This window comes from Actinoplanes sp. NPDC048796, assembly GCF_040650035.1.
In the GTDB taxonomy this organism is placed as follows: Bacteria; Actinomycetota; Actinomycetes; order Mycobacteriales; family Micromonosporaceae; genus Actinoplanes.
This window is the reverse complement of the sequence record NZ_JBEZGO010000007.1, coordinates 309,767-329,683: the sequence shown is the minus strand read 5'-3', so window position 1 is coordinate 329,683 and position 19,917 is coordinate 309,767. Positions and strand designations below refer to the sequence as shown.

Below are 19,917 nucleotides of genomic sequence, written 5' to 3'. Positions count from 1 at the left end.
CGACCGGGGTGATTTGCGTTTTATGCTCACATTTGTGGCACGATTGGCGGCGGACAAGAGGGGCCTCGCGCTGGCCGTCTCGGTCGCGCTCGTCGGCCTCATCGTCTTCGGTCTGGTGTACGCCGGTATGCGCACCGCCCAGGACGAGACCGCCGAGCGCGTGATGGACCAGCGCACCGCCATGGCCCAGGCCGCCGTGCAGACCGAGACCGAGCGCTTCCGCGCCCTGACCGAGGCGACCGCCGCCGGCCTCGGCACCGACAACGATCTCACCTGGGACGACTTCGACTCGGCGACCGCGCCGCTGTCGTCGGCCAACCTGATCGGCGCCGCCTCCCTGGCCTTCATCGTGCCGGCCACCACCGCTGAGGTTCCGCAGGTGCAGCGGCTGTGGCGCAGCCGGGGCGCCGACGGGCTCCAGCTGAAGCCGGTCGGGGAGGGCGAGCACTACTTCTCGATCTACACGAGGACACTCAACTCGGCCGGGCCCGCCCTCAACGGCCTCGACGTGTCGGCCGCCGTCGAAGCGGCCGCCGCCCTGCAGGACGCCCGCCGCCTCGGCCAGCCCAGCGTCTCCGACACCTACGTTCTGCTGCGCGACCGCAATCTGCCCGGGGCCGAGCAACAGCACTCGTTCATCTTCGCCGCCCCCGTGTGGAACCGCGCCTCGTCGCCCGGCTTCCGCGGCTGGATCGTGCTCGGCCTACGCGGGCAGGACTTCCTCAGCGGTGTGCTGGCCACCGTCAGTCAGGGCCAGCTCGACGCCACGCTGCTGGCCGCGAACCGCGACGGCGACCGGCCGGTGGTCGCCGAGTACCGGGTCGGCGGCGACACCGACCTCGAGCGGCGCGGCGACTTCGAGGTCGCCGACCGGCAGTGGACGCTGATCACCAAGGCCGACGCGTCACTGCTGCCCGGCGCGGCCAGCCCGCTGCCGCTCAGCGTGCTGCTCGGCGGCATCGCCGTCTCGCTCATCCTCGCCGGGCTCGTCTACACCCTGGCCACCGGCCGGGCCCGGGCCCTGGCCGAGGTCGAGGGGGCCACGGCCGAGCTGCGCGACGCCGAGGCCGAGAGCCGGCGCCACGCCGAGCTGCTCGGCGCGATCATGAACAGCATCGGCGACGGCGTCGGGGTGGTCGACGAGAACGGCGCCTTCCTGCTGCACAACCCGGCGGCCCGGCAGCTGCTGGGCGGGATGGACGACGCCGACGGGCCGGACGACTGGCACGAGCACTACGGGCTCTACCGGACGGACGGGCGAACCCCGTTCCCGATGGAGGACCTGCCGTTGATGCGGGCTCTGCGCGGCGAGTCGTCCGACGGCGTCGAGATGATCGTCCGCAACCAGCGCCGGCCCGAGGGGATCCTGATCAGCGTCGACGGGCGCCCGCTGCACACCGGCGCCGGCCTGCGCGGCGCGGTCGCCGTCTTCCACGACATCACCGAGCTGCGGCGCTACGAGAGCGACCTGGCCGTCTTCGCCGGGGTGGTGGCGCACGACCTGAAGGCGCCCCTGGCGGTGATCCGCGGGCACTGCGAGGCGGCGATCGAGGACCTGGCCGACGTGCCGGCCTCGGAGGCCGGCGACGACGTCCGCGACAGCCTGCAGCGGATCGTGCGGGCGGTCGACCGGATGGGCGGGCTCATCGACACGCTGCTGGCCTACAGCACCGCGCGCAACGCGCCGCTGCGCACCCGGCCGGTCGACCTCGGCGCGCTGCTGGCCGAGGTGATCCGCGACCGGGTGGAGCATCTGCGGCCCGAGGACCGCCCGGACGTCTACGTAGGCCCGATGCCCGAGGTCCGCGCCGACCCGGCGATGCTGCGGCACGTCCTGGACAACCTGGTCGGCAACGCCCTCAAGTACGTGCGTCCCGGCACCACGCCGCGGGTCGACGTGACCGGCGAGGTGGTGGCCGGGGCGTGGGCCCGCGTCGAGATCGCCGACCGCGGCATCGGTATCCCGGACGAGGACAAGCCCGAGATCTTCGAGAGCTTCCACCGGGCGCAGACCGCCGCCGGGTACGCCGGCACCGGCCTGGGCCTGGCCATCTGCAAGCGGATCGTCGAGCGCCACGGCGGCGAGATCGGCGTCGCCGACAACCCCGGCGGAGGTACCCGATTCCACTTCACGATTCCGGTCGGCAAAGAGGAGGAACCAGAGATGAGCAGGACGAAGTCGGACGACGAGGCCGCCACCCGGGCGGCGCTGGAGCGCGCGCTGGCCGAGCGCGCGGCGATCGAGAACACCCGGCTGCCCGGGCTGGGGGCGCTGCCGTCCTCGGTGCCGTCGGGCCACAACCCGGCGGCCGTGCCGCTGCGGTCGCCCGTGCCCGAGCGGCCCCCGGCGACCGCTGAGTGATCCAGAGGTGTCGGTGGCCGGATCGCGGGGCAGGATGACTCGTATGACGATTCCTGCCCTGCCGCTTCCCAAGGCCGCCGACGGCACCCCGGTCGAGATGCCCCTGCTGGGCTTCGGCACCTGGCAGATCCGCGGCGACCAGGCCTACCAGGCTGTCCGCGACGCGCTCGAGGCCGGCTACCGGCATCTCGACACGGCCACCATGTACGGCAACGAGGAGGAGGTCGGCCGGGCGCTGGCCGACTCCGGCGTGCCCCGCGACGAGGTCTTCGTGACCACCAAGCTGCCGCCCGAGCGGGCCGGCAAGGAGCGCCGGACCATCGAGGCCAGCCTGCACGCGCTCGGCCTGGACGCGGTCGACCTGTGGCTGATCCACTGGCCGCCGCACCGGGGCCGCTCGGTCAAGGTGTGGCAGGAGTTCGTCGCGATCCGCGACGCCGGGCTCGCGCGCGCCATCGGCGTCAGCAACTACGGGCCGGACGAGATCGACGAGCTCACCGCCGAGACCGGGGTGACGCCCGCGGTCAACCAGATCAGGTTCGGCCCTTCCCTGTACGACGCCGGGCTGCTCCAGGCGCACAAGGACCGCGGCGTGGTGCTCGAGGGCTACTCGCCGTTCAAGACGACCAACCTGAACGACCCGGTCCTGACCAGGATCGCCGCCGCCCACGGCGTCGACACCGCCCGCGTGGTGCTGCGCTGGCACGTCCAGCACGAGATCGTCGTGATCCCGAAGTCGTCGACGCCGGAGCGGATCGCCCGCAACGCCGACATCGCCGGATTCGAGCTCACCGCGGCGGAGATGGCCGAGGTCGACCACCTGGGGCGTTAATCACCAGGCGTTTGCGACGAGATCCGCCTATTCTTGCCTCGCCATGTCGATAACACCTGCCCCACCGGCCGTAGCCGAGCTGCGCAGCCGGATAGCCGAGCTTCTCCCGCACGACGAGCGCCGGCTGACGCGCCGGCTCGAGGGCACCCGCAAGATCAAAGACGAGGCGGCCCGTACGGCCGTTCTCGCCGAGATCGCCGCCGACACCGACCGGGCCGCCGCCCGTCTGGCGTCGCGGCTCGCCTCCGTACCCACGATCACCTATCCCGAGTCGCTGCCGGTCAGCCAGCGCAAGGACGACATCGCCGCCGCCATCCGCGACCATCAGGTGGTCGTGGTGGCCGGCGAGACCGGCTCGGGCAAGACGACCCAGCTGCCCAAGATCTGCCTGGAGCTGGGCCGGGGCCTGCGCGGCCAGATCGGGCACACCCAGCCGCGGCGGATCGCCGCCCGCACGGTGGCCGAGCGGATCGCCGAGGAGCTCGACCGCCCGCTGGGCAACACGGTCGGCTACAAGGTGCGCTTCACCGACCAGGTCAGCGACGACACCATGGTCAAGGTGATGACGGACGGCATCCTGCTGGCCGAGATCCAGAACGACCGGATGCTGCGCCGGTACGACACACTGATCATCGACGAGGCGCACGAGCGCAGCCTCAACATCGACTTCATCCTCGGCTACCTGCGGGAGCTGCTGCCCAAGCGCCCCGACCTGAAGCTGATCATCACATCGGCCACCATCGAGACCGCCCGTTTCGCCACGCATTTCGCCGACCAATCGGGCAAACCGGCCCCGGTCATCGAGGTCAGTGGCCGGACTTTCCCGGTCGAGGTCCGATACCGGCCGCTGGTGACACTCGACGAGGACGAGACCGAAGAGCCCGTCGATCAGGTGGACGGGATCGCCGAAGCCGTCGACGAGCTGGGCCGCGAGGGCGACGGCGACATCCTGGTCTTCCTCTCCGGCGAGCGCGAGATCCGCGACACCGCCGACGCGCTGGCCAAGCGCAACCTGCGCAACACCGACATCGTGCCGCTCTACGGCCGGCTCTCCGCGGCCGAGCAGCACAAGGTCTTCGAACGGCACTCGCAGCGCCGGGTCGTGCTGGCCACCAACGTGGCCGAGACCTCGCTGACCGTGCCCGGCATCCGGTACGTCATCGACCCCGGCACCGCCCGCATCAGCCGGTACTCCAGCCGGCTCAAGGTGCAGCGGCTACCCATCGAGCCGGTCTCGCAGGCCAGCGCCAACCAGCGCAAGGGCCGCTGCGGCCGCGTCGCCGACGGCATCTGCGTCAGGCTCTACTCCGAGGAGGACTTCCTCGGCCGGCCCGAGTTCACCGAGCCCGAGATCCTGCGCACGAACCTGGCCAGCGTCATCCTCCAGATGACCAACCTGGGCCTGGGCGACCTGGCCAAGTTCCCGTTCATCGACCCGCCGGACCGCCGCAACATCACCGACGGCGTGAAGCTGCTCGAGGAACTGGGCGCCCTCGACGAGCGTCGCCTCACCCCGCTCGGCCGTCAGCTCGCGCAGCTTCCGGTCGACCCGCGGCTGGCCCGCATGGTCATGGAGGCCGACAAGCAGCAGTGCGTGGCCGAGGTCATGGTCATCGCGGCCGCGCTGTCCATCCAGGACCCGCGCGAGCGCCCGGCCGACAAGCAGCAGCAGGCCGACGAGAAACATGCCCGGTTCACCGACAAGGAATCGGACTTCTTCAGCTATCTCAACCTGTGGCGCTATCTGCGCGAGAAACAGCAGGAGCTGTCCGGAAACCAGTTCCGGCGTCTTTGCCGTACGGAATTCCTGAACTACCTGCGGGTCCGCGAGTGGCAGGACATCTACGCCCAGCTGCGCCAGGTCGCCCGTACCCTCGGACTGACCTTGTCGGAGGACCGCGAGGACGTCGCCGAGGGCCAGCACGTGCACACCGCGCTGCTGTCCGGCCTGCTCAGCCACATCGGGCTCAAGGACACCGACAAGCGCGAATACCTGGGCGCCCGCGGGGCCAAGTTCGCCATCTTCCCGGGCTCGGCGCTGTTCAAGAAACAGCCGCGCTGGGTCATGTCGGCCGAGCTCGTCGAGACCAGCCGCCTGTGGGGCCGGGTCAACGCGCGCATCGAGCCGGAATGGGCCGAAAAGCTCGCCCCGCATCTGGTGAAGCGCAGCTACAGCGAACCGCACTGGGAGAAGAAACAGGGCGCCGTCATGGCGTACGAGAAAGTGACTCTCTATGGGTTGCCTATCGTTCCGCGCCGCAAGGTCGGTTACTCGAAGGTCGACCCGGTGGTCTCGCGGGAGCTGTTCATCCGGCACGCGCTGGTCGAGGGCGACTGGGAGACCCACCACAAGTTCTTCGCCGAGAACGCCAAACTGCTCGAGCAGATCGAGGAGATCGAGAACCGGGCGCGGCGGCGCGACATCGCGGTCGACGACGAGACGGTCTACGCCCTGTACGACGCCCGCATCCCGGCCGACGTCGTCTCCGCCCGCCACTTCGACGCGTGGTGGAAGAACACCCGCCGGACCCAGCCCGACCTGCTCACCTTCACCCGTGAGCTGCTGGTCAACGCCGGGCGTGACTCCGTCGACCCCAACGCCTACCCGGACGCCTGGCTCGCCAACGGCGTCAAATTGCCCTTGTCGTACGAGTTCGAGCCGAACACGGCGGCCGACGGCGTGACCGTCGAGGTGCCGCTGCCGCTGCTCAACAAACTCGACCCCGAGGACTTCGGCTGGTCGGTGCCCGGATTCCGCAAGGACGTCGTGATCGCGCTGATCCGGGCCCTGCCCAAGGCCCTGCGCACCAACTTCGTGCCGGTGCCGGACTGGGCCGAGGCCGTCCTCGACCGGGTGCCGGCCCGCCGCGGCCCGCTGCCCGACGCGATCGCGGGCGAGCTGCGCCGGCTCACCGGGACGATCGTGCCCCGCGACGCCTGGCGCCCCGACCAGGTCCCCGACCATCTGCGGGTCAACTTCCGGGTCGTCGACGAGCAGGGCAAGGTGCTGGGGGAGGGGCGCGACCTCGAGGTGCTGCGCCGCAGCCTGGCCCCCAAGGTCCAGGCGACGATCTCCCGGGCGGCCGGCGACATCGAGCGCCGGGGCATCACCACGAACGACTTCGGCATGCTGCCGCGCCGGGTGGCCCAGGTCCGCGGCGGTTACGAGGTGAACGTCTATCCGGCGCTGGCCGACGAGGGCGACAGCGTCGCCGTGAAGGTTTTCGAGACCGAGGCCGAGCAGCGTACGGCGATGACCGCCGGCACGCGCAAGCTGCTGCTGCTCACGCTGCCGCCGGCGGCCCGCTACCTGCAGGGGCGGCTCGACAACCGGGCCAAGCTCGAACTGTCACGGGCCAACCCGTACCGCTCGATCGCGGACCTGCTCGACGACTGCGCGGGCGCGGCCGTCGACAAGCTGGTGGCCGACGCGGGCGGCCCGGTCTGGTCGTCCATCGAGTTCGCGTCCCTGCGCGACACCGTACGGCAGGACCTGGTCGACGCCGTGGCGAACGTGGTCACCCAGGTCCAGGCGGTGCTGGCGACGGCGTACGACGTCGAACAGCGGTTGAAGTCCCTGCGCGACCCGGCGCTGCTGCCCGCCCTGGCCGACATCCGGCAGCAGCTCAAGGGGCTCGTGCACGCCGGGTTCGTGACCGAGACCGGCTTCCGGCAGATGCACCACCTGCCGCGCTACCTGCGGGGCATCGTCTACCGGCTGGACCGTCTCGGCGGCAACCTGGCCCGCGACCGGCAGCTGATGGCGCAGATCCACGAGATCGAGTCGGAGTACCGCGAGCTGCGGGCCGATCTCGGCGGCGCGGCGACCGAGCAGCTGCGCGAGATCCGCTGGATGATCGAGGAGCTGAGGATCAACTTCTTCGCCCAATCGTTGGGAACCGCCTATCCGATTTCGGACAAAAGGATCTACAAGGCGATGGACCAACTGCCTGCGTAGCAGCGTGGGGAGCGCTCGGGTGCCGTTCGGTTACCCCCCTGTCGCGGGGTAGCCGGAGGCCATAAGTTCTTCCGCATGACGAACGAATTCCTGGCCTTCGCCCCGATTTCCGCTCTTGTCCCGACCTCGCCGGCCGCCGGCACGCTCGACGAGATGATGGCTCGCGTGGGCGTCGACGGAATCGTCGCCGCGCTCGCCGACCCCGGCGTCCTCGCCCTCATCGACCAGCACGCGGCCGGCGTCCGCGACGCCCTGGCCGACGCCGAGCAGGCCCCCGACGCCGACGGCCTGGCCTCGTACGCCCGCTCCATCGCCGCCGGCGCCCGCCGCATGGGCCGCACCCTGCCGACCCCCGGCACGGCCCCGTCCCACTCGTCCGAGTGGCTGGCCGCCGAGTGGCACGTCCTGCGCCTGGTCGCGGTCTGCCGGATCGCCCTGGAGAACGAAGTCCTCTGACCCGCCGACTCCAGCGCCCGACCCACTTCCCGCGCCTGCCCTGACGCGCTTCCCGCGCCTGCTTTGATCCGCTTCCCGCGCCTGCCCTGACCCGTTTCCCGCGCCTGCTTTGATCCGCTTCCCGCGCCTGCCCTGACCAGTTCCTGCGGCTGCTCTGACCCGCTTCCCGCGCCCGCTCTGACCCGCTTCCCGCGCCCGCTCTGACCCGATTCCCGCGCCCGCTCTGACCCGCTTCCCGCGCCCGCTCTGACCCGCTTCCCGCGCCCGCTCTGACCCGTTTCCCGCGCTGTGCGGGTCCTCGCTCGCGTTCCTTGGGTCCTCTCTTCGACGCTGTGGCCCAGCTCGCCGTAACCCGGCTGGGCTGGTGTGGATCCCTCGGACGGGCTTCTCCCGTCGCCCGGACGGGCTCGCCCGTCCGGGCGGGGGAATCCCGCCGAAACGCCGAAAGCGGTCCTTTGCCCTTTCGCCGCCTATAAGTGAAGTTATACGTATGAAAATGGCTTATACCCTCGTTGCGCTCGCCGGTCTCGCGGTCCCGGCGCCCGCGATGGCCGCACCCGGGCTCCCCGCGCCCGCGACCACCACGCCACCGCCCCTCGCGGTGACCACCCCGACCGCCGTCCGCCCCGGCGCCGCCCCGGTCGCCACGACCGCCCCGGCCGCTGCCGCCACCTCTACTCCCGCCGCGGCCGTCACCACCGCTCCCGCCGCTGCTGCCCGTTCCGGGGCGATGCCTGCCACGACTCCCGCCGCTCCCGCCGCCGGTGCCGCCGCCGGTGCCGCTGGTGGTGCTGCTGGTGGTGCTGCCGCCGTTCGGCCGGCCACCACGCCGGCCGCGCCCGCGCTCGTCGCCCGGTACACGTTCGACGCCGGCGCCGTGAACGGGCGGGTCGCCGACACCTCCGGCCGCGGGCCCGCGCTCACCGTGCGCTCCGTCGACCAGGGCGTCATCCGGTTCGACGCCGGCACGCCGGCCGGCCGCTACGCGAGCTTCCCGGGTGCCTGCGCCACCACCGCCACCTCCTGCCCGCGTGGCCTTCTCGAGGCCCCGGACGACGCCGACCTCAACCCGGGCACCCGCATGTTCCGCTGGTCGGCCCGCATCCAGCTGACCAAGGCCCAGATCACCGGCTCGGCCAACATCATGCAGAAGGGCGTGGCCACCACCGCCAGCCAGTGGAAGATGCAGGTCGGCCGCACCAACGGCAAGGCGCAGTGCGCCGTCGTGGGCACCGGCTCGGCCACCATCTACGTGGCCCGGTCGGCCGCCTCGGTCGCCGACGGCCAGTGGCACAAGATCCTGTGCCAGCGCAGCGGCTCGACGCTCTCGGTCTACGTGGACAACGTGGTCCGCGGCACGGCCACGATCCCGTCCAACCTCAACATCAGCAACCCGCTGCCGCTGCGTATCGGCGGCCCCAACTTCAACACCAAGACCGACATGTACCACGGCCGCCTGGACGACGTCTACGCCGAACTGGGCTGACCGGCACGCGCGGCGAACAGGGCGGCCCCGGCCGCCCTGTTCGTTACCGCCGTCAGATCGCGCCCTTGGCCACCAGGGCGTCCAGCTTGGCGTAGCCGTCGTTGACGCCGACCTCCATGCCGCTCTCCAGCCAGGCGTCGCGCCCGGCGAAGCTGTCGACCAGCGACTGGGCGTGCAGCCTGGTGTGGCCGTTGCCCAGATCCTCGAAGGTCAGGGTCTCCAGGGACACGCCGTCGGGGTCGCCCTCGTACGTGAAGGTCTGCACGATCCGGTCGGGGCGTACCTCGTGGAAGCAGCCGTGGAAGCCGTACTCCTCGCCGCCGTCCACGGCGCCGGTGAAACGCCAGGCGCCGCCGCGCTGGGCGTCCCACTTGTCGATCCGGACGGCGGTCCCGTCGGGGCCGGTCCACTGCGCGAACAGTTCGGGGTCGGTGTGTGCGCGGAACAGCTGCTCCGGTGTGGCCGCGAAGTCCCGGGTGATCCGGATGATCGGCAGGTCCTTGTCGGCTTCGATCCGTGCCTCGTTCATCTCACGTGCCCTTCTCCTCGTCGGTTGCCTCGTTCATGGCCGCGAGCACCGCGTCCAGGCGCTGGTAGCGCGCCTCGCTGCGCCGGCGGTACTGCTCGACCCATCCGCCGATCTCGTCGAAGACGTCCCGCTCGAGCCGCACGGAGCGCGGCTGCGGCCCCGGCGGCCGGCTGACCAGCCCGGCCTCCTCCAGCACCTTGAGGTGCTTGTAGACGGCTTGAAGCGACATCTCGTACGGCTCGGCGAGCTGCCCGACCGTGGCGTCGCCACCGGCCAGGCGGGCCACCATGTCGCGCCGGGTCGGATCGGCCAGGGCGGCGAACGCTTTGGAAAGTCCCTCCGCCGCCATGTCGACCTTCTTTCAACTCATCGGTTGAAAGCAACGGTAGACCCGCCGTTGAGAGGTGTCAACCAATCAGTTGAAAGACGGGACGGGAGGGCCCGCCGAGCCGTAGCAGGCGGCGACCGTACGCGGATCCCACGGCAGCATCTCGACCTTGTTCAGGGCGGCCCGGTCGCGGACGGCGTTGCCCCGGATCTCTGCCGGCCGCAGTTCTCGGTGCCGTACCGAAGCAGGTCGCGAGCCGGCCGTGTCGCGCCGGTGGAAGGGCCGGCGATCGGTCAGCCGCCCTTCGAGCGGATCATGGCGGCGCCCTCGGTGATGCGGGGGACGGAGAAGCGCCGCGACCTCTGCGATCTTCAGCTTCGAAGCCGACGACGCGAAGAAGAGCGGGTAATGGCCGAGGCCTCCGACGACGGGTTCTCCGGGCGCGCGCGGCGATCAAGGAACGGGCAGCCGAGCTGCGCAAGGAGAGGCGCCGCGGCGCGGACAAGGCCGCCGCCGAGGCGGACGTGCTGGCGAAGATCGCGCGGATGGCGGAGCCGGACCGTGCTCCGGCCGAGCGGGTGCACACCATCGTGACCAGCGCCGCGCTCGAGCTCTAGCTTCTTTCGCAGCGGGCGGGCCGACGGGCAGCGGTACTCGACGTTCGGGTTCAGCGCCGGGGCCGCTCTCGACGACGACGGTGGGCTGTGGCCGACCTCGTACGCCCTGTCCGGTGTGATCGGGACAGCGGCGGAAAGGCTGGCCGGGACAGCGGCGGAAAGGCCGGCCGGGACAGGGGCGGAAAGGCTGGCCGGGACAGGGGCGGAAAGGCTGGCCGGGACAGGGGCGGAAAGGCTGGCCGAGCTCGTCGAACGCGCCGGACAGGCCCCGGAACCAGCGATCCTGAGCTGTCCGGTGCGGGCCCGGCACCCCGAGGAGTGCCGGGCCGGGGGATCAGCTGCGCCGGAAGGCGTAGGAGCGGCCCGAGGTGGCGCCGGCGGCGCGGCCCGAACGGGAGCGGCCGGAACGTTCGCGGGCGTCCTGGCGGGCGTCGCGGGCGCCGTGGTGCTGGGCGTCGGCGGCGACGTCGCGGCGGCCGGTGGGACTGGTCGTGGACGGGCCGAACAGGCCGGCCGCCAGGTCGTTGGCGGCGAGGTCGTCGGCGTCCACGTGAACGGTGAAGGGCTGGGCAGGCATGCGGGCCTCCTCGAGGCCCGGCGCGAACGCCGGGCCGGGCAGTGCGAAGCCGTGGTGAGAGAAGATGAGCGCGCTCCGGGTGTCGGCGCTGAGGCGTCTCCACGGCGGACCACCACCGGAACACCCGGAACCGAGCACGATCAACGGCGCCGCCCACAGTCGACGGTCCCGCGAGAGGGGACCGGAGAGGGCGAAGGCCGGAGGAGCTGTCAGATCATGTGGAGCACGGTAGCGCCCGCCGCAGGGGGGCGCGAGCGATTTATCTGACCAGCTGGGAGCCGGCGTTGAGGACGGCGACGGCGGTGGGGAAGTCGAGGAGCTGGGCGCGCACCGCCTCCAGGCCGACGCGCAGGGCCACCGGGGGCACGCCGCGGGCTTCCAGGACGGCGGCGGTCCAGGTGATGAAGTCGGTGAAGATCTGGGTCTCGCTGACGTACAGGGCCGCGGCCAGGAAGTCGACGATGTGGGCCAGGTCCTCGGTGGTCGCGTCCAGCTGGCGGGTGTTGTAGTCGCGCAGGCGCGGGTACGCCTCGGCCAGCGTCGTCATGGCCGTGGCGATCAGGTCGCCGCGGTGGCGGACCACGTACGTGTACTCCTCGTCGCCCAGGAACGCCGACAGCTGGGGGTCGGGGGAGTGCGGCGGCCAGTTGCGGGCCAGGCGCCGCACCGCTTCCTCCGCGCCGGCCGCCCAGGCGTCCGCGCCCAGGTGTTGCGCGTAGCGGCCGCCGGGGCCGAAGCCGCGGCCGCCCGCGATCACCGGGATGCCGGCCGCGCGGCAGGCCGTGATGGCCGCGTGGGCGCGGGGGAGGCGGGTGGCGATCATGCAGCTGAGGGCGACCGCGTCCGGTCCCGTCTGGTGCAGGTGGGTGACCAGATGCTGGCCGGGGACGTTGGCGCCCAGGAAGTCGACCCGCCAGCCGTCCAGGCGCAGCATCTCGGCCAGCAGGCGGATAGGCAGCGCGTGCCACTCACCGTCGACGCAGGCGATGGTGATGCTGCCCCGGGTCGGTCGCACCGACGTGCGGGCCGCCACCGCGGCCAGGGCGCGCTCGCTGATCGCCGTGGCCGCGTGTTCGCGGGCCACCGTCCACTCGTTGGCCGCCCACAGCTCGCCCACGCGGGCCTGGGTGCCGGCGATCAGGTCCATCATGATGCGCTGGGGCGGCACGCCCTCGTCCAGCAGGCCGGTGACCAGGGCGACCGCGCCGTACTCGTCGCTGTCGCCGACCAGCTGGAGATAGTCGTCGGCCAGGCCGGAGCGCAGCGACGTGGGTACTGTCATGTCCGCTGCCTGACGCGCCGGTCACCTCGCCGGGAAGCGTCGATGGCGAACGGCGAGGCGTTGCGGGCGCCCGTGCGGAGGCTGAGCTGGGTGCGGTCGGGGGCCCGTACGGCCAGCATCGCGATGTCGTCGCGGGCGCCGCCATGCACCCAGTCGGAGACGAGCTGGCGGATGCGCTCCACCGCGGCCGCGCCGGGCATGCCCCGGCAGCCGGACAGGGCGTCGCGCAGGCGGGCCTCGCCGTACTCCTCGGTGCCCGACGCCCCGCCCCGGGCCTCGGTCAGGCCGTCGCTGTAGAGCAGGCACAGCTCGCCGGGGGCGAGTTCGATGTCGGCCGGCCGGACGACCGTGCGGGCCACCGCGCCGATCAGCGTGCCGCTGGTCGGCACCTCCTCGACCGTGCCGTCGGTGCGCAGCACCAGCGGCGGCGGGTGGCCGCCGGTGGCCAGGGTCAGCTTGACCCGGCCGTGGTCGCCGCGGCTGACCGAGCCCACCACCATGGTGACGAACCGGTGCTGGCGGGTCGACTGGAGCAGGGCCTGGTTGAGCACCCGCAGCATGTCGCCGGGGGTGGCCTCGACCAGGCGCAGCGCGCGCAGCGTCTGGCGGACCTTGCCGGTCAGCACGGCCGCCTCGGGGCCCTTGCCGCAGACGTCGCCGAGCGCGATGACCGTGTCGGCGCTCTTCTCGGTCGGGCCGAAGACGTCGTAGAAGTCGCCGCCGATACGCAGCGCCTCCTTGGCCGCCTGGTAGGAGCCGACCAGTTCGATGCCGTCGGGCTGGGGCAGCTCGGGCGGCAGCAGGTCGGCCTGGAGCACGGCGGTGGTGTCGACCTGCTCGCGGTAGAGGCCGGCGGCCGAGATGGCGGCGCCGGCCCGGGCCGCGAAGATCCGGGCGAGCATCTCGTCCTCGGGGCTGAACTGAGCCTCGGCGCCGCGGCGGGCCAGGATGAGCGCGCCGGCCGGCTCGGCGTTGCCGGGCAGCGGCGTGACCAGCAGCGCCCCTATCGGGCTGAAGTCGTCGGGCAGCAGCCACTCGGGTGCCTGGGCGGCGTCGAGCCACTTGCTCGGGATGGGCGGGAAGCCGCCCAGCACCTCGACCAGGCCGGGCACGTCGGGCAGCACGTTCTCCCGGAGCCGGCCCTCCTGGACGGTGCCGCCGGCGACGAGCCGGACCCAGACGCTGTGCCGGCGGTTGACCGGCAGCACGACGATCGCGGCGTCGGCCAGGTGGGCCACCGCCAGTTCGGCGGTGATCCGCAGGCAGCGGCCCTGGTGGAGTGAGGCGGACAGGCGCCGGCCGGCCTCGGCCAGGAACGCCGTGCGGGCGCGCTCGGCCTGCAGCGCGTCGGCCCGAACCACTTCCTCGGTGCGATCGCGCAGGTACCATCCGTAGTGGTCGTCGCCGAGGGCGCGGCGCCGGCCGTCGAGGTGGCGTCCGGCGAACTCGTCGGTGAAGCTGTCCTCGCCCGCGGCGACCGCGGCGGCCAGGCCGGGCAGTGGGCCGGCGGTGGCCAGGCCGCCGGGGGCCAGGCCCGGCACCAGCGCGGCGGCGGCCGCGTTGACCAGCAAGATCTTGTCGTCGGTGGCGCCGCACAGCAGCACGGCCTCGCTGGCCGCGTCGAGCGCGGCGCGGAGCAGGGCCGGTGCGGGCGTCTCGACGAGCCGGTCGCCGATGGTGACCGGCGATTGCGCCGTCATGGTCCCTCCCGTCTCTCCCCGCCGGATGTTCCTTCGATCTGCAGAGCCTACGTGCTTTCCGGTGGAATGGCCGGTGCGGCCGGTGCGGCCTGGCCGTTCAGTCGCCGAGGTCGACCACGATCGGGGCGTGGTCGGAGGGGCCTTTGCCCTTGCGCGCCTCGCGGTCCACCACCGCGTCTGTGACCCGGCCGGCGATCGCGGGGGTGGCGTAGACGAGGTCGATCCGCATCCCCTTGTTCTGGTGGAACATCCCGGCGCGGTAATCCCAATAGGTGAACGGGTGATCGCCCTTGAGCGGGCGCGCCACCACGTCCTGGAGCCCGATCTCACGGATCGCGGCCAGGGCCGCACGCTCCGCGGGGGTGACGTGGGTGGATCCGGCGAAGACGGCCGGGTCCCACACGTCGGCGTCGGTCGGGGCGACGTTGTAGTCGCCGGTGACGACGACCGGCCCGGCCGCGACGTCGGGGATCAGCGCCTCGCGCAGGGCGGCCAGCCAGCGCAGTTTGTACTCGTAGTGTGGGTCGTCGGGCGTGCGCCCGTTCGGCACGTACACCGAGACGAAGCGGATGCCGTCGCAGAGGGCGCCGATCGCGCGGGCCTCCGGTTCCGGATAGCCCGGCTCGCCGGGAAAGCCGCGGCGCACGTCCTCGAGACCGGCCCGGGACAGGATCGCCACACCATTCCAACGACCTTGCCCGTACGCGGCGGTGGCGTACCCGAGCTCGGCGACCTCGTCACTGGGGAACGCGCCGTCGGCGACCTTGGTCTCCTGGAGGCACAGCACGTCGGGTTTGGTGGTGTCGAGCCACTCCAGCAGCCGCGGCAGGCGGGCCTTGACCGAGTTGACGTTCCAGGTGGCGAAGCGCATCCACCCAGGGTGCTACATGTTGAGGGTTCTTCGCGACCTACCGCAACCAGGCCGTCCGCGCGAGTGACGTATCCAGGTCTCCACCGTCGCGAAGAATCCTCACAGGCGGCGTGTGTGGCGGGGGCGCGCGGTGGCGAGGATCAGGGCGGCGGCGAGACCGGCCATGAGCACGAGAAGCACGACCACGAGGCCCGACATGTCGCTCCTTTGTTACCAATTCTGTAGCTAAACCTGACCTGAGTGTGATCCCCGTTACCACGCTCGTCAGCGAATAATGCCCGAACGAACCCTCAACCGCCAGGGGTTCTGGGTGAATCAAGAGAACTGTGCAAAGAGGCCGCCCCCGCGACGTGCCAGTGCGCCGCGAACTCCGCCGCCGGCACGGCGGGCCCCCAGAGCCAGCCCTGGCACCGGGTCACGCCGATCGCGTCCAGCACGTCGCGCTGCAACCTGGTCTCGACCCCCTCGGCGATCACGGTCAGCCCCAGCGCGTAGCTCATGGCCGCCACGGCCCGGACGATCTCGTCGTCCTCGGTGCTCTGCCCGAGCCCGATGATGAAGGAACGATCGAGCTTCACCCCGGTCACCGGGAAGCGCCGCAGGTAGGACAGCGAGGAGAACCCCGTACCGAAATCGTCGATCAGCAGTTGGACCCCGAGCTCACGCAGTTCGAAGAGCACCCGGCCGGGGGTGCTGTCCGGGTCGACCAGCACCGACTCGGTCATCTCCAGCGCCACGCACCGCGCCGGCACCCCGGTCTCGAGCAGCTCGGCCGAGATGATCAGCGGAAGCTCGGGGTCGGTGAGCTGCCGGGCCGACAGGTTGATGGATAGGTAGAAGTCGTCGCCGACCGTGCCGTCGCGCCGCCACTGGCCGAGCTGGCGCAGCGACTGGCGGCGGACCCAGTCGCCGAGGGCCCCGATGAGCCCGGCGTCCTCGGCGATCGGGATGAACACGGCCGGGGAGATCGCCCCGCGCTCGGGGTGCACCCAGCGGGCCAGCGCCTCGGCCCCGACCGGCACCCCGGTCCTGGTCCGGACGATCGGCTGGTACGCGACGTGCAGCTGCCCGACCTCGAGGGCCCGGCGCAGGGCCACCTCGAGCTCGATGCGCTCGCGGACCTCCTCGTGCATGGACGCGTCGAAGACCGTCGTGTGGCCCGGCCCCTCCGACTTGGCGCGGTACATGGCGGTGTCCGCGTCACGCATCAGGGCCTCGGTGACCTGCGCGTATCTCCCGTATTCGACGGGTGGGGCCGAGGCCACGCCGATCGAGGCGGTGATGGTCACGTCGATGCCGCGGATCGAGAACGGCTCGGCGAAGCAGCGGCTGACCTCGTCGCAGAGGCGCAGCGCGCCCTCGCGCTCGCCCAGGTAGGCCAGCGCGAACTCGTCCCCGCCGAGCGCGGCCACCGGCACCGCGGCCGGCGCGGCCGAGCGCAGCCGGCGGCTCAGCTCGATGACGAGCTGGTCGCCGGTGTCGTGGCCCCAGCTCTCGTTGACGTACTTGAAGCCGTCCAGGTCGAGCACGAACACCCAGACCCGCTGCAGGCCGCCGGGCGCGGCCCGCCCGAGCAGCCGCTCGATCTCCTCGCTGAGCATGAGGCGGTTGGGCAGGCCGGTGAGCGCGTCGTGCAGCGCCTGGTGCTCGGTGCGCAGCTGGGCCACGACCTGGGCCCGTACGGCGAAGACGGCCCGCACGAGCAACAGCGCCGTGGCCAGCACCCCGGCCACGGCGATGGTCAGCCGCTCGGCCCGCGTCGGCTCGGGGATCACCACCAGCAGCACGAACGGGGTGATCGAGGCGGGCGCGAGCACCGCCACCCGCCGGATCGACCACGCCTGCACGGGCGGCCGGGCCGGGCGGCTGAGCTGCACCATCGACGGATGCAGGGCGGTCACCCCGAGCATCGCGTAGGCCACCAGGAACGGCGCGTCGAGCAGCGGCGACGCGTACGTCTCGCCGGTCGTGCCGATGATCGCGTAGGCCGTGTCGCCGACGAAGAGCATGGTCATCGTGCCGAGCAGGGTGAACAGGCTCGGCGGCCACTGCCGCGCGGTGAAGGTCAGATTGACCACGAGCAGCAGCAGGATCACGTCGAACAGCGGATAGAACGCGGCCAGCATGTTCTGGATCTCGTCGCGCTCCTGGATCTCGGCCGCCGGGGCGGCGAGCAGCAGCGTCGCCGCCAGGCCGCCGGCCAGGCAGAAGATCAGACCGTCCAGGACGGCGTGCCGGTCGATGCTGACCCGCCAGCGCAGCAGGATGATCAGGAAAGCGGCCAGCATGATGTAGCCGGGGACGGTGGCCGCGTCGGCCAGCAGCGGCAGCGGCTGCGCGAGGTCGTCGACGACCGGCCGGACGAGTACGCCGAGCAGGAAGCTGGACGCGGCGAAGGCCATCAGCCGCCACGCCACCCGCGGCTCGGCGCCGAAGCGGCCCGGGCCGGTGAAGCAGGCCCAGACGGTGCCGGCCCCGATCGCCAGCAGGCACACGGCATTGACCACGGAGTTCAGGTTCGCCGTGTACGCGGCCGTCGCCGCCAGCCCGGCCACTCCGAAGAGCCGCCATTTCTCGGTCATCACTGACCATTTCGACCCGGAAGCGGCCGGGCTGAGGAGTTACCGGGCCAGGGCGTTCCCCCTGATCGGCTTGCGCGGGGAGGGTACCCGCCGGCCGTGCGGGAAGACGGTCGGGCAGGCCGCGTGGTGCAGCACCTCGCGCGCCACGGAGCCGATCAGGCCGGCCCCGTCGGCGCCCCGGTGCCCGAGAACGAGCATGCGGGCGTGCCCGGACTGGCGTACGAGCGTGGGACCCGGCGCCCCAGTGAGCACGTGCACCTCGTGATCGTCCAGTTCGGGGCAGGAGCGCACCGCCTGGGCGACGAGCCGTTCCCCCTCGGCGGGATCGGCGCAGACGTGCGCCACATGGACGGCGACCTGGTGTCGTGCGCCCTCCTTGGCCGCGTGCTGCAGAGCGACCAGAGAGTGGGCGGACCCGTCGACCGCCACCAGCACCGGACCGGCCGGAGGGCGGGGCCCGCGGGCCACCATGACCGGGCACCAGGCCCGGGAGACCGCCTGGACCAGCACCGACTGCTCGGGCAGCCAGGGCGTCGTGGCGAGGCCGTCGTCGCCGACGACCAGCAGTTCGGCGGTCCGGGCCAGGCGCAGCAGCACCCGATCGGGCAGCCCGTCGACGAGTTGTCCCGTCACGCGCACCCCTGGTGTGGAACGCTGGGCGGTGGTTATCGCCTCGTCGACCACCCGGGAGGCGGCTCGGCGGGCTCGGTCGTGATCGAGATCGGACCAGGTGAAAGCGTGGACGATTCGTAGTTGACGGCCGCGTGAGAGGGCTTCGCGCGCGGCCAGGCGCACGGCGGCAAGACCGGCCGACGTGCCGGTGACGCCTACGACGACGGGCGATGGACTCGGACGACGCATGTGGTGCACCTCCGGGTTTGATACCAACCATTATCTATGCAAGAACGCCACTCTTCGTGATCAATCCCTCAGCAGGGAGCCGCCTGATGACCCATTCAGGTTGAGGGTTTACGGTAAACGACAAAATTCGTAGGACATCTGCCGGTGAAGCGAGGGAAATACATGACGGATGTCAAGCTCGACCATCCCGGCGGGCAACTGTCGATGTCGGTACGTGAGGCTGTCGAGGGTCCGGGTGGCATCGATGTCAGCGCCCTCCTCAAGGAGACCGGCTATGTGACCCTCGACCAGGGTTTCGTGAACACCGCCTCCACCACGTCGGCGATCACCTACATCGACGGTGACGCCGGCATCCTCCGCTACCGCGGCTTCCCGATCGAGCAGCTGGCCGAGAAATCCACGTTCCTCGAGGTCTCGTACCTCCTGATGCACGACGCGCTGCCGACGGCGCAGCAGCTCAAGGACTTCGGCGACAAGATCCGGGTGCACACGCTCCTGCAGGAGGAGATGCGCGCCTTCTTCTCCGGATTCCCGCGCGACGCCCACCCGATGGCCGTGCTCTCCTCGGCCACCACCGCGCTGTCCACGTTCTACCAGGACGCGCTCGACCCGCTCGACGCCGAGCAGGTCGAGATCTCGGGCATCCGCCTGATGGCGAAGCTTCCGACGATCGCCGCGTACGCGTACAAGAGGAGCATCGGCCACCCGCTGCCGTACCCGGACAACTCCCTCGACTACGTCGAGAACTTCCTCCGGATGACGTTCGGCCTGCCCACGGTCCAGTACGACGTCGACCCCAAGATCGCCAAGATCCTGGACATGCTGTTCATCCTGCACGCCGACCACGAGCAGAACTGCTCCACGTCGACCGTGCGGCTGGTCGGCTCGGCGCAGGCCAACCTGTTCGCGTCGGTCTCGGCCGGCATCAACGCCCTCTCCGGCCCGCTGCACGGCGGCGCCAACGCGGCCGTGCTCGAGATGCTCGAGCAGATCCGCAAGGAGGGCGGCGACGTCAACTCGTTCGTCACCCGGGTGAAGAACAAGGAAAAGGGCGTCAAGCTCATGGGCTTCGGCCACCGGGTCTACAAGAACTACGACCCGCGCGCCGCCATCGTCAAGAAGGCCGCCCAGGAGATGCTCAACACGCTCGACAAGCCCGACCCCCTGCTGGAGCTCGCGTTCCAGCTCGAGGAGATCGCGCTCAGCGACGACTACTTCGTCTCGCGCAAGCTCTACCCGAACGTGGACTTCTACACCGGCCTCATCTACAAGGCCATGGGCTTCCCCACCAAGATGTTCACCGTGCTGTTCGCGCTGGGCCGCCTGCCCGGCTGGATCGCCCAGTGGACCGAGATGATGAACGACCCGGCCAACAAGATCGGCCGCCCGCGGCAGCTCTACACGGGCTCGCCCGAGCGCGACTTCGTCGCGATCGACAAGCGCTGACGCGGACGAAACAACCTTCGACGCCCCGCC

At 71.4% G+C, this 19,917-nt stretch carries 14 protein-coding genes and 1 pseudogene; 7 read left to right on the top strand and 8 right to left on the bottom strand.

Translation table 11 applies throughout. From position 1 onward, the window contains the following. Nucleotides 1-34 precede the first annotated feature (34 nt). The 5 genes from AB0C26_RS28690 to AB0C26_RS28670 all read left to right on the top strand — a co-directional run bounded on the left by AB0C26_RS28690 (nt 35) and on the right by AB0C26_RS28670 (nt 9,094). Nucleotides 35-2,362 carry an ATP-binding protein gene (locus AB0C26_RS28690; RefSeq protein WP_360253766.1) on the top strand — a complete coding sequence of 776 codons (2,328 nt, stop codon included), beginning with the start codon at nt 35-37 and terminating at the stop codon, nt 2,360-2,362. A gap of 43 nt (nt 2,363-2,405) precedes the next feature. Beyond that, nucleotides 2,406-3,194, top strand: coding sequence for an aldo/keto reductase (locus AB0C26_RS28685; RefSeq protein ID WP_360253764.1), 789 nt, complete (start codon nt 2,406-2,408; stop codon nt 3,192-3,194). Nucleotides 3,195-3,237: 43 nt separating this feature from the next. Then, nucleotides 3,238-7,152, top strand: a complete 3,915-nt coding sequence (hrpA, locus tag AB0C26_RS28680; protein WP_360253762.1) for an ATP-dependent RNA helicase HrpA — start codon at nt 3,238-3,240, stop codon at nt 7,150-7,152. 75 nt (nt 7,153-7,227) lie between these two features. Continuing rightward, a complete protein-coding gene (locus AB0C26_RS28675) occupies nt 7,228-7,608 on the top strand; it encodes a DUF6401 family natural product biosynthesis protein (RefSeq protein WP_360253760.1) in 381 nt (126 codons plus the stop codon). 496 nt (nt 7,609-8,104) lie between these two features. Beyond that, the gene (locus AB0C26_RS28670) at nt 8,105-9,094 is read left to right on the top strand and encodes a LamG-like jellyroll fold domain-containing protein (RefSeq protein WP_360253758.1); all 990 of its coding nucleotides are present in this window, start codon (nt 8,105-8,107) and stop codon (nt 9,092-9,094) included. Between the two features lie 52 nt (nt 9,095-9,146). On the opposite strand, the gene AB0C26_RS28665 is transcribed toward AB0C26_RS28670, so the two are convergent. After that, nucleotides 9,147-9,623: an SRPBCC family protein gene (locus tag AB0C26_RS28665; RefSeq protein WP_360253756.1), complete on the bottom strand. Its 477-nt coding sequence runs from the start codon at nt 9,621-9,623 to the stop codon at nt 9,147-9,149. A gap of 1 nt (nt 9,624) precedes the next feature. Beyond that, entirely contained in the window at nt 9,625-9,972 is a 348-nt protein-coding gene (locus tag AB0C26_RS28660; protein WP_360253754.1) for a metalloregulator ArsR/SmtB family transcription factor, read from the bottom strand. 422 nt (nt 9,973-10,394) lie between these two features. Here AB0C26_RS28660 and AB0C26_RS28655 point away from each other — a divergent pair. Next, nucleotides 10,395-10,674 (top strand): annotated as a pseudogene (locus tag AB0C26_RS28655) (DUF1801 domain-containing protein); the annotation flags it as partial. 228 nt (nt 10,675-10,902) lie between these two features. Here the strand turns inward: AB0C26_RS28655 and AB0C26_RS28650 are convergent. The 6 genes from AB0C26_RS28650 to AB0C26_RS28625 all read right to left on the bottom strand — a co-directional run bounded on the left by AB0C26_RS28650 (nt 10,903) and on the right by AB0C26_RS28625 (nt 18,441). Next, on the bottom strand, nt 10,903-11,145 hold the full coding sequence (locus tag AB0C26_RS28650) for a hypothetical protein (protein ID WP_360253752.1): 243 nt from the start codon (nt 11,143-11,145) through the stop codon (nt 10,903-10,905). 259 nt (nt 11,146-11,404) lie between these two features. Then, the gene (locus AB0C26_RS28645; protein ID WP_360253750.1) at nt 11,405-12,427 is read right to left on the bottom strand and encodes a cobalamin-dependent protein; all 1,023 of its coding nucleotides are present in this window, start codon (nt 12,425-12,427) and stop codon (nt 11,405-11,407) included. Next, the gene (locus AB0C26_RS28640; protein ID WP_360253748.1) at nt 12,424-14,127 is read right to left on the bottom strand and encodes a SpoIIE family protein phosphatase; all 1,704 of its coding nucleotides are present in this window, start codon (nt 14,125-14,127) and stop codon (nt 12,424-12,426) included. The genes AB0C26_RS28645 and AB0C26_RS28640 overlap by 4 nt, the downstream gene beginning before the upstream one ends. A gap of 97 nt (nt 14,128-14,224) precedes the next feature. Continuing rightward, nucleotides 14,225-14,998: an exodeoxyribonuclease III gene (locus AB0C26_RS28635; RefSeq protein WP_360253746.1), complete on the bottom strand. Its 774-nt coding sequence runs from the start codon at nt 14,996-14,998 to the stop codon at nt 14,225-14,227. Nucleotides 14,999-15,288: 290 nt separating this feature from the next. Further along, nucleotides 15,289-17,580 (bottom strand): EAL domain-containing protein, encoded by a 2,292-nt coding sequence (locus AB0C26_RS28630; protein WP_360253744.1) that lies wholly within the window; start codon nt 17,578-17,580, stop codon nt 15,289-15,291. Between the two features lie 39 nt (nt 17,581-17,619). Beyond that, nucleotides 17,620-18,441, bottom strand: a complete 822-nt coding sequence (locus AB0C26_RS28625) for a universal stress protein (RefSeq protein ID WP_360253742.1) — start codon at nt 18,439-18,441, stop codon at nt 17,620-17,622. 162 nt (nt 18,442-18,603) lie between these two features. On the opposite strand from AB0C26_RS28625, the gene AB0C26_RS28620 reads away from it, so the two are divergent. After that, nucleotides 18,604-19,887 (top strand): citrate synthase, encoded by a 1,284-nt coding sequence (locus AB0C26_RS28620; protein WP_360253740.1) that lies wholly within the window; start codon nt 18,604-18,606, stop codon nt 19,885-19,887. Nucleotides 19,888-19,917: the final 30 nt, after the last annotated feature.

What these genes read in the sequence shown, in the direction of transcription:
- AB0C26_RS28675 (WP_360253760.1), top strand. Translation starts at nt 7,228, where the DNA reads ATGACGAACGAATTCCTGGCCTTCGCCCCGATTTCCGCTCTTGTCCCG.
- AB0C26_RS28685 (WP_360253764.1), top strand. Translation starts at nt 2,406, where the DNA reads ATGACGATTCCTGCCCTGCCGCTTCCCAAGGCCGCCGACGGCACCCCG.
- AB0C26_RS28660 (WP_360253754.1), bottom strand. Translation starts at nt 9,972, where the DNA reads ATGGCGGCGGAGGGACTTTCCAAAGCGTTCGCCGCCCTGGCCGATCCG.
- AB0C26_RS28665 (WP_360253756.1), bottom strand. Translation starts at nt 9,623, where the DNA reads ATGAACGAGGCACGGATCGAAGCCGACAAGGACCTGCCGATCATCCGG.
- hrpA (WP_360253762.1), top strand. Translation starts at nt 3,238, where the DNA reads ATGTCGATAACACCTGCCCCACCGGCCGTAGCCGAGCTGCGCAGCCGG.
- AB0C26_RS28640 (WP_360253748.1), bottom strand. Translation starts at nt 14,127, where the DNA reads ATGACGGCGCAATCGCCGGTCACCATCGGCGACCGGCTCGTCGAGACG.
- AB0C26_RS28630 (WP_360253744.1), bottom strand. Translation starts at nt 17,580, where the DNA reads ATGACCGAGAAATGGCGGCTCTTCGGAGTGGCCGGGCTGGCGGCGACG.
- AB0C26_RS28670 (WP_360253758.1), top strand. Translation starts at nt 8,105, where the DNA reads ATGGCTTATACCCTCGTTGCGCTCGCCGGTCTCGCGGTCCCGGCGCCC.
- AB0C26_RS28625 (WP_360253742.1), bottom strand. Translation starts at nt 18,441, where the DNA reads ATGCGTCGTCCGAGTCCATCGCCCGTCGTCGTAGGCGTCACCGGCACG.
- AB0C26_RS28645 (WP_360253750.1), bottom strand. Translation starts at nt 12,427, where the DNA reads ATGACAGTACCCACGTCGCTGCGCTCCGGCCTGGCCGACGACTATCTC.
- AB0C26_RS28635 (WP_360253746.1), bottom strand. Translation starts at nt 14,998, where the DNA reads ATGCGCTTCGCCACCTGGAACGTCAACTCGGTCAAGGCCCGCCTGCCG.
- AB0C26_RS28620 (WP_360253740.1), top strand. Translation starts at nt 18,604, where the DNA reads ATGACGGATGTCAAGCTCGACCATCCCGGCGGGCAACTGTCGATGTCG.
- AB0C26_RS28650 (WP_360253752.1), bottom strand. Translation starts at nt 11,145, where the DNA reads ATGCCTGCCCAGCCCTTCACCGTTCACGTGGACGCCGACGACCTCGCC.